The organism is Odoribacter sp. N15.MGS-14 (assembly GCF_000980245.1).
Taxonomy (GTDB): Bacteria; Bacteroidota; Bacteroidia; order Bacteroidales; family Marinifilaceae; genus Odoribacter; species Odoribacter splanchnicus.
Window position 1 is genome coordinate 1 of the sequence record NZ_LARE01000076.1, and the last position, 11251, is coordinate 11251.

General features: G+C 43.3%; 12 protein-coding genes. 8 read left to right on the forward strand and 4 right to left on the reverse strand.

Annotated features, from left to right (window positions below):
• The 3 genes from WS34_RS12695 to WS34_RS12705 all read left to right on the forward strand — a co-directional run.
• A partial coding sequence (locus WS34_RS12695) for a hypothetical protein (RefSeq protein ID WP_046405224.1) occupies window positions 1-226 on the forward strand: 226 nt, incomplete at its 5' end.
• Window positions 223-1086, forward strand: a complete 864-nt coding sequence (locus tag WS34_RS12700) for a hypothetical protein (protein WP_013611856.1) — start codon at window positions 223-225, stop codon at window positions 1084-1086. The genes WS34_RS12695 and WS34_RS12700, both read left to right, overlap by 4 nt.
• A gap of 31 nt (window positions 1087-1117) precedes the next feature.
• Window positions 1118-1417, forward strand: coding sequence for a thioredoxin family protein (locus WS34_RS12705; protein ID WP_013611855.1), 300 nt, complete (start codon window positions 1118-1120; stop codon window positions 1415-1417).
• Window positions 1418-1419: 2 nt separating this feature from the next.
• Here WS34_RS12705 and WS34_RS12710 read toward each other — a convergent pair whose 3' ends face one another.
• On the reverse strand, window positions 1420-1938 hold the full coding sequence (locus tag WS34_RS12710; protein ID WP_013611854.1) for a C40 family peptidase: 519 nt from the start codon (window positions 1936-1938) through the stop codon (window positions 1420-1422).
• A 12-nt stretch (window positions 1939-1950) separates the two neighbouring features.
• Entirely contained in the window at window positions 1951-3462 is a 1512-nt protein-coding gene (locus tag WS34_RS12715; protein WP_013611853.1) for a potassium/proton antiporter, read from the reverse strand.
• Between the two features lie 303 nt (window positions 3463-3765).
• Between WS34_RS12715 and WS34_RS12720 the strand changes: the two genes are divergently transcribed.
• Window positions 3766-4164: a hypothetical protein gene (locus tag WS34_RS12720; RefSeq protein WP_013611852.1), complete on the forward strand. Its 399-nt coding sequence runs from the start codon at window positions 3766-3768 to the stop codon at window positions 4162-4164.
• A gap of 62 nt (window positions 4165-4226) precedes the next feature.
• Here WS34_RS12720 and WS34_RS12725 read toward each other — a convergent pair whose 3' ends face one another.
• Window positions 4227-6080, reverse strand: coding sequence for a biotin/lipoyl-containing protein (locus tag WS34_RS12725; RefSeq protein WP_013611851.1), 1854 nt, complete (start codon window positions 6078-6080; stop codon window positions 4227-4229).
• A 144-nt stretch (window positions 6081-6224) separates the two neighbouring features.
• Here WS34_RS12725 and coaD point away from each other — a divergent pair, with 144 nt between their 5' ends.
• Window positions 6225-6788: a pantetheine-phosphate adenylyltransferase gene (gene coaD, locus WS34_RS12730; RefSeq protein WP_229053301.1), complete on the forward strand. Its 564-nt coding sequence runs from the start codon at window positions 6225-6227 to the stop codon at window positions 6786-6788.
• 18 nt (window positions 6789-6806) lie between these two features.
• Window positions 6807-8012 (forward strand): serine hydrolase domain-containing protein, encoded by a 1206-nt coding sequence (locus WS34_RS12735; RefSeq protein ID WP_046405227.1) that lies wholly within the window; start codon window positions 6807-6809, stop codon window positions 8010-8012.
• Window positions 8013-8067: 55 nt separating this feature from the next.
• On the opposite strand, the gene glyA is transcribed toward WS34_RS12735, so the two are convergent.
• The gene (gene glyA, locus WS34_RS12740; RefSeq protein ID WP_046405229.1) at window positions 8068-9348 is read right to left on the reverse strand and encodes a serine hydroxymethyltransferase; all 1281 of its coding nucleotides are present in this window, start codon (window positions 9346-9348) and stop codon (window positions 8068-8070) included.
• A 177-nt stretch (window positions 9349-9525) separates the two neighbouring features.
• On the opposite strand from glyA, the gene WS34_RS12745 reads away from it, so the two are divergent.
• Together WS34_RS12745 and cas6 are read left to right on the forward strand one after the other, a co-directional pair.
• Window positions 9526-10035 carry a hypothetical protein gene (locus WS34_RS12745; RefSeq protein WP_046405230.1) on the forward strand — a complete coding sequence of 170 codons (510 nt, stop codon included), beginning with the start codon at window positions 9526-9528 and terminating at the stop codon, window positions 10033-10035.
• A 222-nt stretch (window positions 10036-10257) separates the two neighbouring features.
• A partial coding sequence (gene cas6, locus WS34_RS12750) for a CRISPR system precrRNA processing endoribonuclease RAMP protein Cas6 (protein ID WP_286693772.1) occupies window positions 10258-11251 on the forward strand: 994 nt, incomplete at its 3' end.

An 11251-nucleotide genomic window follows, 5' to 3' on the forward strand; every position in this document is an offset into this window, starting at 1 on the left:
TTCTTCTCCGTTTCAGTTAACGTTTATCACACAGGCCGGACAGGAGAAAACCAAAGATATGCCTCCGTTGATTTTTCGACCCGATAAATATATCCGGCTAACTGCTACGATTAATGACGATCCCGGGGCTTGGCTCAGCTTTAATCTGGCGGTGACTTATTTTATTTTTGATTATTGGGAAAATAAATATTTACCCGATATACCGCTAATTCCTGATAACAAATGAAAGCTGTTTGGTCGATCGGTTTATGTATGTTTTTATTGACAGCTTGTCTGCGGGAACATGACAACATGGAAGATTGCCGTGCAGATTTGTTTTTTAAAATGCAGGCAGTTCCTTATGTTTTCGAAGGGAGAGAGTTTGCCGGATACCGGTCTTATTATTTCTTTGTCGAGCAATTGGATTTGTTTCTTTTCGACGAAACAGCGATTACTTCTTCTTATCGGTATGATTATGCTTATTGTCGCCAGCATCCGGTTATTCCGGTAGCTTCAGAAACACCACCCCGTTGGTATCTGTTCGTTGCCAATTTGTACGATCCGAAAGAACTTAACTGGACTTTTCGGGAAGGGGAATTGCAAGCCTGGTTTTCGATTGTGGATCATGAAGAACCTCCGGTATTGCTGGCTGCTACTTCAAGGGTAGAAGCTTCGAAGGACTCGGTGTCGGTGGGGCTACAGATGATGGTGTCGCGTTTGGAAATTCAATTGACGAACCCACCGGCCTGGGTTACGGGGATAGAGGTGACGGTGAGAGATATTGCAGCTACGGTATCTACCGATTTTATTTTGGGCGGTACTACACATATTACCAAGCAAATCGGATTTGACAATCAGGGAATCGGTGATTATTGGTTCGGAGTGAATACTTTCCCGACTTACCGGGATAAAACGGCTTATCTGAGCATCGGCATGCAGGGAGGAAACGAGGTCACCCCTATAGAGATCGAAGATCAGCGTCTGCATTTGATTCCCGGAGTGATTACCCGGTTGAGTATAGAATTTGAGACAGATGAAAAAATGATTATTTCGATCGAAATCGATGGGAAGTGGGAAATCATAGACGGAGGAAATATTATTATTTGAATGAATGGTTATTTATTAAAAAAGAGTATTTATGGAGAATTTATGGGCTTTGATCAAAGGAAATTTGCCGGTTTTTGTGATGTTTTATGCGAGTTGGTGTCCGCATTGCCGTAAAATGTTACCTATCGTCCGGAAGCTGGAGAATAACAAGCATTTGAATTTGCAATGCTTCGATATCGATGATCCGGCTAACCGGCGGTTGGTAGATTATTATCAGGTGCAGGCTGTCCCCTTGATGATGATATACAAAGCCGGAGAACAACTTTGGAGATGGAATGGCGAGATCGAAGAGGAAGAGCTGATGCAGACTCTGAAGAGATTATTGAAATAGGCTTATTTTACTCTTCCTCCCTGTTTCCATGTTTTTCGGTAATAATCTTCTTTCAGGTTACTGATGATGACTCCCCTGGAAGTAGAAGCATGGATAAAATAGCCGTTTTTAAGGAATAGGCCGACATGGTTTATTCCTTTTCTTTTTTTCCGGGAAGTATTGAAAAATACGAGATCACCACTACTTAAATCGCTTTTCATGATTTTACGGCAGTTGCGGGTGGCTATACCACTACTGGAACGTTCGAGGGATCGATGATAGACTTGTTTGTAAATCTGATTCACCAACCCGGAGCAGTCGACTCCTTTCCGGGTGCTACCTCCATAGCGGTAAGGGGTTCCCAGCCATCGGGCCGCTTCCGAAAAAAGACGCAGATCGTCTTTACGATTGACTTTAAAACCCAGTTGGTGGGATAGTTGGCTCGTCTGAGTCGCCGTTTGGCCGAGTCGTTTCGTGCTGTTACAGGAAGACAGGAACAGGCTGCAAAAGAAACAACATCCGATCAGAATATATCTCATCATGCCCGGACTATCTTATGAATTTTTTTGAATCATATATTCGTTGATACCTAAATTTTTATAGGTTTTCATTAATTCTTCGTCATTGTCTGTGATAACAAGAAGTTTATCACCGATATCTAAACCGGTACCTCCTCTTGGGATAAAAAAGTTATTTCCCCGTTTAACCATAACTACCAGTGTATTGTCCGGTAGACTCAGGTCCATCAGACGGTTTCCGTTGGCCAGCAGGTTGTCCGCAACTTCGATTTCTGACATGGCCGATTTGATTTCTTCCGGTAGTTCCATGCCGAAATCATTACCTTGTTTGGGTTCTTTTTCCGATAAGTTCAACAAGTTAGCCATATAGCTGACTGTGGTTCCCTGGATCAACAGAGATACGATCGTAATGAAAAATACGACATTGAAAATCAGGGAAGCATAGGGAATCTGGGCGATCAGCGGATAGGTGGCGAAAATGATCGGAACGGCGCCCCGGAGACCGACCCAGGAAACATATACTTTGGCTTTGGTACTCATTTGCCTGAAAGGAGCCAGGCATAAAAAGACACTGATGGGACGTGCCAGAATGATCATGAAAAAACCCACCAATAAACCCAGTCCTGCAATGGGCAGCAAGTCACGTGGATTGACCAGTAAGCCTAAGGTAAGGAACATGACGATCTGGAAAAGCCAGGTGAATCCATCGAAGAAGGTGGTGACGCTTTTCTTGTGCTGAATCTTGTGATTGCCTACGACCAACCCCGCGATGTATACGGCCAGGTAGCCATTTCCCTTCACCAGCTCGGTGATAGAGAAGATAAAGAATACACAGGCTAACAGTAGAATGGGATAGAGAGATTGGTTGCCGATATTCAACCGGTTCATCAGCCATACGGCCATTTTTCCCAGTAAGAAACCGGCTACGGCTCCGACACTCATCTGAACGATAAACATCAGGAAGGAATACCATAGGTTTGTTTCACCTGCAGGAGTTTGTATAATTTGGATGAGCAATAACGTCAGCATATAAGCCATGGGATCGTTACTTCCGCTTTCGAGTTCGAGCATAGGACGGAGTTGTTCTTTCAATCCTTGTTTTTTACTTCGCAGGATGGAAAATACCGACGCCGAGTCGGTAGATGACATCACAGCTGCCATTAGCAAAGATTCAGTCAGCGTGAGAGCAGAAAAATCGGATACGAGACCGGTAATCCAATAAATAAAGAAACCGGTAATGGCTGTTGTCAGTGCCACCCCGAGGGTGGCGAGTATGACTCCTTGGCCCAGTACAGGTTTGATTTCTGTGTATTTGGTATCCATACCACCCGAAAACAAGATGATACTCAGAGCAATCATACCGATGAACTGCGCTCCATGAGGATTATTGAATTGTATTCCCAAGCCGTCGCTACCGAATAACATACCTACACCGAGGAATAATAACAGAACGGGAACTCCGAAACGAAAACCGGCCTTACCGGCGATAATACTGAAAAAAAGGAGAACAGCTCCTATCAATAGGATATTGCCTGTGTCGATGATCATAGGATAGTAGAAATGAAAAATTTAATAACTCATACAAAAATACAAATAATATGCCAATGTATGTGTTTCTATTTTAAATTCATATACCGAAAAAGTTGTTAAAGTTTTGAATTGAATACTAATTGTTCCGGGGGTATGATTTTTTTTAAATTCCGATCTTTTGTCTTGGTATTTCTGTATTTTTAATTATTTTTGATAAATCAAAATGATTGTGAATTTGAAGATCCGAAGCATTACCTGTAGGATAGGAAGGGGGATTTTAGGTTTCCGGAGTTTTGAATCAGTAATTAATATTCTAAAAGTATGGATCAAATAAAATTAGAAGAATTGGCCGTAGCTTATCCGGATCAGGAAGATCTGGTCCAGGTTTATAAAGAGTGGGGGGATTCTGCGTATTTGCAGGAACTTTTTAAAGTTTTAGACAGTTACGAGCCGGATTGGAATAAAGAAAAGGAATTGGGAAGTTGGGCGGCAGAGTTTTTGCTGGATATCCTGGAAGAAGAAGAGTGGGAGGAGATGACTCCGGAAGAAAGGACAGACCGTTTTAATGAATTATTGGACGAAAGATATGAGGATTTTCGTAGTAGTCATCAGTTTGCCCGGATCAATAATATTAACCTCTACCTTCAGGAAGGGGAAGACCTGGATGCTGTTTTGGCCGAGGGGGACGAAAAGGTTATGTTTCCCAAATTGGGCTTGTAAAGCTTGGGACGAATGGATATAAAAAAAGTCCATGAAAGAATTTTTCATGGACTTTATAATGATTAAGCTTCGATTTCGATCATCGGAGCATCGGCAGCTACAGTAGTACCTTCTTTTACCAACAAACGTTTTACAGTACCTGCATAGTCGGTTGCGATACTGTTTTCCATTTTCATGGCTTCGAGTATGACTACAGTCTGACCTTTGGTTACCGTATCGCCTGGTTTTACGGTGAAGCGTAAAATACTACCCGGCATCGGTGCTTTTACTGTCTTACCGGTGATCGGTTCGTTTTTCTTCTCTTCAGCAACCACTTTTTCTGCCTGGGGTGCGTCAGCTTTATGCTGTGCTTCATAAGCAGCTACTTTCTGTTTAGTCAGGAAGTTTTTAGCTACCTGCGGGAAGAGTTCGAGCAACAATACTTCTTTCTCATTGGCAGCCAGTTTCACTCCGCCTGCTTCCGGTAATTCGGGGTTTGGCTGCATTTGGTATTTGCTGGTATCGTAAGGGATTTCCTCGCGGGTACCTGCTATTTTCAGACGGAATTCGGGATCTACAGGGACCGGAGTTTTTCCATATTCCCCTTTCACCAGGTTCACAAATTGATTGGAAACATTGCTGTACATCGGTTTCCCGGCTTTAATATCCAGAGCACAGTTAACCGCTTGTGCACCGACGATCTGGCTGGTAGGAGTTACCAAAGGAGGCAATCCGGCTGCTAAACGTACGGTCGGAATCAATTCCATAGCTTTTTCCAGAATATCCATAGAATTCAATTGTTTCAGCTGAGCGACCATATTACTGTACATACCACCGGGAACTTCGGCTTTCTTTACCAATTCATTGGGTTTCGGGAAATTGAAATAAGCCTCGATAGCATGACAAGCATTCAATAAAGCTTCTTCGTTGTTTGCTTTGGCAGCTTCGATCGCTTTATCGAATTCTTTGTCGATTTCAGCTGGTAACTGGTCTGTCAACGGGTTGAACGGATTCGGGAATTGCTTGCTGGCATCTACCGCTTCCAGTTCTTTACGGATACCGTAAAGCTCTTTGTTGATTTTTGCAACGGCTTCCATGTTGACGTCCAGTTCGACACCTAATTTCTTACAGAATATATAAACCAGTTCGATAGCAGGAGCTCCGGTTCCGCCGGCAAAGTTCCAGATATTGGTATCGACGATATCTACGCCTTTGATGATAGCCATCAGGACAGCACCCAAGCCATAACCCGGGGTACAGTGAGTATGGAAATCTACCGGAATAGACAAATTCTGTTTGAATAACGGAATTAATTCTGCAATCCGTGAAGGTTGGATCAAACCGCTCATATCTTTGATGGTCACCATGTCGGCTCCCAAGGCAGCCATTTGTTTGGCTTTGTCCAGGAAATAGGCGTTGGTAAATACAGGTTCCGGATTCTTTTTACCTTTCAATTTATCGAGTAAACCCAGTTTCGGATATTTCGGGTCGATGGTGTAACATACTGCACAGTCGGCGATTCCACCGTATTTCTTCACATATTTAATGGTCGATTTGACGTTGTTCACATCGTTCAATGCATCGAAAATACGCATGATTCCTAAGCCCGATTCGATCGAATTGCGGCAGAAACCTTCGATAATTTCGTCTGTGTAAGGAGCATATCCGAATAGGTTACGACCTCTGGATAATGCTGTTAATTTGGATACATTACCCACTACGGCTTTGATTTTTTCCAATCTGTCCCATGGATTTTCATTCAGATAACGCATTACTGAATCAGGAACAGCTCCTCCCCAAACTTCCATTGCATAGAAGTTTGCATCTTTATAAAACGGTAATACCCTGTCGATCTGCTGCTGAGTCATACGGGTTGCAAAAGAAGATTGCTGGCCGTCTCTCAAAGTAAGATCTCTGATTAATAATTTTTGTGCCATAACTTGAGTGTTTGTATTTTGTTATTTTGATTTGTACAAACATATTAAATTTAAACGACAACTTCTAATAAAATGGCAAGAAAATATAGAAATAATTCATTAATTGTTTGTGAGAATTTGTTTCTGCTTCTAAATTGTAAGTGAATGGCAATATTTTTGACTTTTTCTTTTATTTATAACGTTTGTTTCGTTATGTTTGTCGGATTGATTTATTCGACTATGGAAAAAATTGCTGTATTTCCCGGATCCTTTGATCCTTTTACGGTCGGGCATGAAGAGATCGTAAGAAGGGGCTTGAAATTGTTCGATAAGATTATTATTGCTGTCGGTGTCAATCCCGTTAAGAAGGAATTTCTCGATACGGATTGTCGTATTCGTTTGATTAGAAAGGCTTTTGAAGATACCGATCGGGTGACGGTAGAACCTTATTTCGGTTTGACCGTAGATTTTTGCAGGCAGGTGAATGCCCACATCATTATCCGGGGGCTGAGGACGGCGGCCGATTTTGAATACGAACGTGCTGTCGGACAAGCTAACCGGGCCATGGACGGACGTATCGAGACGGTCTTTGTGCTGACCTCGACTGAGCATACGTTTGTAAGTTCGACGATTGTCCGTAATATTTATTTGAACGGCGGGGATGTCACCCGTTTCTTACCGGAACGTTTGACAACCGAGGATTTGAGGGAATGTGAAAAGGGAGGTTAAAGAAAAGTTCGGCGGAATATGAAGAGTAGAAAATGGAAAAAAATCAGTGCCCTGCTGTTTCTGGGGATTGCCCTGCTGTTTCTGCTGATGCCGACTTATATGCAGGAGGCTTTGATTCACTGGTTCCCGGATATTTCGGATACCTATATTTTTCCGTCGGATACGGTGGGAAAAGCTGATTCCTGCTGGGAATGGCCGGTGGCCAGGGACGCCAATCGATACCGGATGACCGACGACGAAGAGGCGTATCTCGAAAAATACGGAACGGTGGCTTATCTCGTCATTCAGGACGATAGTATCCGGTATGAGGAATACCGGGAAGATTGGACACCGCAAAAGCTTTCCAATATATTTTCCGCTACCAAAAGTATTGTCGGCCTGCTGGTCGGCATAGCTTATGACGAAGGATTTATCGAAAGTCTGGACGATAAAGTCAGCAAATATTTGCCTGAATTCGAGGAGGGGGATAAAATTACGATCCGCAATCTTTTGACGATGAGTTCGGGATTGGACTGGGATGAAGCCTATACCGCCCTGATTTCGAAAACCACTCAGGCTTACTATGGTGATCGGATCCGGGATTTGATTATGGATTTGAAAGTAGTCGAAGAACCTGGAAAAAAGTATTCCTATAAAAGCGGTGATACTCAATTACTTTCATTTGTGCTCGAAGCAGCTTTAGATAAGGTGCATAAAGAGAAGGAATATGAGTGGGGGATCTTTAAGACAGAAGTGAAAGTCCATAGCCCGGTGAGTATCAGTGAATATGCTGAAAGAAAATTATGGAAACCCCTGGGAGCCTGCAACGACGCTTTGTGGAACCTGGACCGGGAAGACGGGGATGAGAAAACATATTGTTGTTTCAATACGACGGCCCGGGATTTGGCGCGGCTCGGACGTTTGATTCTGAATAAAGGAAATTGGAACGGCCGGCAGCTGATCTCCGAAACTTATCTGAATGAAGCGATAACCCCAGCCGGATATCTGGAAAATGAATTCGGAGACGGATCATTGGATTATTATGGTTTTCAAATCTGGATTATGCATTACAAAGAGATGCGGTTTCCTGCGTTTCGGGGGCTAGGAGGACAGTATATGTTCGTCATTCCTCAGAAAAATGCTATCGTGATTCGTTTGGGGCATAAACGCAGTGACGAATATATCCGGGAGAAAACGATCGATATGGATGCTTATCTCGATATTGCTTTTAAGATCCTGGAGTGAGAGGAAAACAAAAAAGCTGCCCTTAAGGCAGCTTTTAATGGGTTATATTTTCCTATTACCAGGCGAACATCGGACGGGGATTCATCATCGCATTGACTTCTTTCTTCACTTCTGCAATGACGTTTTCATCGTCGATATTCGACAGGATCCGGTCGATCATGTCGACGATCACTTTCATATCCTCTTCTTTCAGTCCCCGGGTTGTGATAGCCGGAGTTCCGACACGGATACCGGAAGTCTGGAACGGAGAACGGCTGTCGAAAGGCACCATGTTTTTGTTGATCGTAATGTCGGCTTTTACCAGGGTGTTTTCAGCTTTTTTACCGGTCAGTTCCGGGAATTTGGTCCGCAGGTCGATCAGCATGCAATGGTTGTCTGTTCCGCCTGAAACCACTTTATATCCTTTATCCATGAAAGCTTGTGCCATAACTTTTGCGTTTTTCTGCACTTGCTTTGCATATTCGGTATAAGAATCGGACAACGCTTCTTCGAAAGCGACTGCTTTAGCTGCGATGACATGTTCCAGCGGTCCGCCCTGCTGTCCCGGGAATACTGAAAAATTGATGACTTGTGACATCATCTTGATTTCTCCTTTCGGTGTTTTCAATCCCCAGGGATTCGGAAAATCTTTGGGAAGTAAAATCATACCTCCACGTGGTCCGCGTAAGGTCTTATGCGTGGTGGTCGTTACAATGTGACAATATTCGAACGGATTGTTCAGCAGGCCTTTGGCGATCAAACCGGCCGGATGAGCCATATCGTACATCAGGATTGCACCTACTTTATCGGCGATTTCACGCATCCGTTTATAATCCCAGTCACGGGAATAGGCAGAAGCTCCCGAAACGATCATTTTCGGTTTGTGTTCCAGCGCCAGGCGTTCCATTTCATCATAGTCTACCAGACCGGTATCCTCTTTTACATGATAAGCGATCGGTTTATAGTTGATTCCTGAAAGGTTGACAGGTGAGCCGTGAGACAGATGACCTCCGTGAGCCAAATCCAGTCCCAGGTAAGTATCGCCCGGTTTCATACAGGCAAAGAATACGGCAGCATTGGCTTGTGCTCCGGAATGAGGCTGCACGTTCGCATATTCGGCACCGAATAATTTGCATGCCCGGTCGATCGCCAATTGTTCGGTCTGGTCGACGATCTGGCAACCACCGTAATAACGGGCTCCGGGATAACCTTCTGCATATTTATTAGTCAGGCAGGATCCCATGGCTTCCATGACTTCATCACTCACAAAATTTTCAGAAGCAATCAGTTCGATTCCTTCTTTTTGACGCTGGCACTCCTTTTTAATCAGGTCAAATATAACGGTATCTCTTTCCATAGTTAAGTAGTTAAAAATATTTTTGTCAAAATTAAACTAAATCCTTTTCCAAAGCAAAGCATTTTAAACTTTTATTTGTTGAAAAGTTTTGAATTGAAAGTGATGTAATCGGTTAGATATTTTTTGAATTTTGTATCTTTGTACCCAATAGAATGTGAACAAACAGAATTGAAAAACATGGAAAATCCTTTTGAAGAACAGCAGAACAAGCTTCAGCGCCCGACTTTTTTATTGGTATTGTGTATTCTTACTTTTATCGGTAGTGGTTGGGGAACTTTATCCAATTTATTTTCCGTATTTACAGCCGGATTGACCGACTCATCGATGCAGATGGAACATTATTCTTCCATGCTGAACAGTATGGACCAGGGGGCCGGATCTGCCGTTCTTTCCGATATTCTGAATTCGACTATGGCGAGTCTGCAGGCCACTTTTGTACATGCCAGGGAGATTGCCGTCGTAAGCCTGGTGTTGAGTGTGATCAGTTTGCTGGGGGCAATCCTGATGTTTCAATTACGCCGTCTCGGTTTTTATCTCTATACGGCAGCTCAGATTCTGGCTCTTTTTGTATTGCCTTATTTTGCCGGATTCTCGATGTATGTCCTGATTGTGATGTTCTTTTCGGGCCTTATATCTCTTCTATTTATTATCTTATATGCTGTCAATTTGAAATATATGACTCGCTGATAATGAGTCGGTTTGATGCTTCAATTTCCCCTTCAAACGGTTCGTTGGAGGGGATTTTTTTATAACATTTTGTTTTTAAGAGTATTATAAAATAATATCCTTGTTTCCTGGTCTTTTTTATAAAAATTTCGAGAAATTCATAAATTTATTTATATCTTCGGAAACGTTTTAAATGCTGGTGGTGTACAGCAGATACTGAAGTTAGAGATTAATTGATGAATTATGTTATTGGATATATGTAAAAAGTTGACTTATCGACGATTGGATATATCGATTTCTCCGAAGGCTGAGGTAATCATAGAGGGATGGCTGGGAGGATTGATCCGTAATAATCTTTTATATGCAGCTGAACAGGTGCAGACACCGGAGGGAGACAGTCTGTTGTCTGAGTTAGAACGTTTCCCTTTACCGGAATCTCATCCTTTGGCCGCGATCCTGAAAGGAGGTTTTCCGAAATCTTTTGCTATAGCCGTGCTTTCGCCGGTAAATATGCTCTCTTTTCCTTTGAAATTGCAGGAAGGTGAAACGATTGTTTTCTCTTTGGTTCTGATCGGTCAGGTCTCTCGGTATTATAAAGAATTTGTCGAAGCGGTAAGGCTGATGTGTAATAAAGGGATCGGGACCCCGCAAACTCCTTTGGTACTGCATGAAATTTGTGAAAAGGATGGTTGGGGACGGAGTAACCGCATTGCTGTAGAGCATTCGGATAAGATAGCGCCCTTGCGTTTCCCGGTTTGTCCGGAAGATTATCGGGAAGAGCAATTCGGGCGGAAAGAAAAGGTCGTACGCCTGCAATTTCGTTCTCCGATGTTATTAGCTGTTCCTTCTAAAAAGAAAGACAGGACATTGAGTTATCAGGATAAAATGAATGCTTTCCCGAGCTTTTATCAATTCGTCCGTTCGGCTATTTTTCGGGGTGTCCGTCTGTCCGCCCTCTATGCTTGTCCCGGGGAAGTCGGCTTATATCAGCGTGCGATGGAGGAAGTGGAGACTTATCTCGAAGGTGCCGCTTCGGCCTTATTGATGAAAGCCAATATCCGTTGGGTGAGAATACCCGGCCCCCGACGTAACGACGGCCGTCCTCCGATGCTGTTTTCCGGTTATGTCGGCGAACTGGTCTTTGTCGGCGATTTCAGTGAATATGTCCCCTTCCTGTCTTTTATGCAGGCTTTAGGTAACGGGAACGACACCGTTTACGGGCTGGGACATTTTCAGA

Excerpts from the sequence above, each read along its gene's own strand:
- WS34_RS12700 (WP_013611856.1), top strand. The coding sequence starts at position 223 with ATGAAAGCTGTTTGGTCGATCGGTTTATGTATGTTTTTATTGACAGCT.
- WS34_RS12705 (WP_013611855.1), top strand. The coding sequence starts at position 1,118 with ATGGAGAATTTATGGGCTTTGATCAAAGGAAATTTGCCGGTTTTTGTG.
- WS34_RS12710 (WP_013611854.1), bottom strand. The coding sequence starts at position 1,938 with ATGATGAGATATATTCTGATCGGATGTTGTTTCTTTTGCAGCCTGTTC.
- WS34_RS12715 (WP_013611853.1), bottom strand. The coding sequence starts at position 3,462 with ATGATCATCGACACAGGCAATATCCTATTGATAGGAGCTGTTCTCCTT.
- WS34_RS12720 (WP_013611852.1), top strand. The coding sequence starts at position 3,766 with ATGGATCAAATAAAATTAGAAGAATTGGCCGTAGCTTATCCGGATCAG.
- WS34_RS12725 (WP_013611851.1), bottom strand. The coding sequence starts at position 6,080 with ATGGCACAAAAATTATTAATCAGAGATCTTACTTTGAGAGACGGCCAG.
- coaD (WP_229053301.1), top strand. The coding sequence starts at position 6,225 with ATGGCAATATTTTTGACTTTTTCTTTTATTTATAACGTTTGTTTCGTT.
- WS34_RS12735 (WP_046405227.1), top strand. The coding sequence starts at position 6,807 with ATGAAGAGTAGAAAATGGAAAAAAATCAGTGCCCTGCTGTTTCTGGGG.
- glyA (WP_046405229.1), bottom strand. The coding sequence starts at position 9,348 with ATGGAAAGAGATACCGTTATATTTGACCTGATTAAAAAGGAGTGCCAG.
- WS34_RS12745 (WP_046405230.1), top strand. The coding sequence starts at position 9,526 with ATGGAAAATCCTTTTGAAGAACAGCAGAACAAGCTTCAGCGCCCGACT.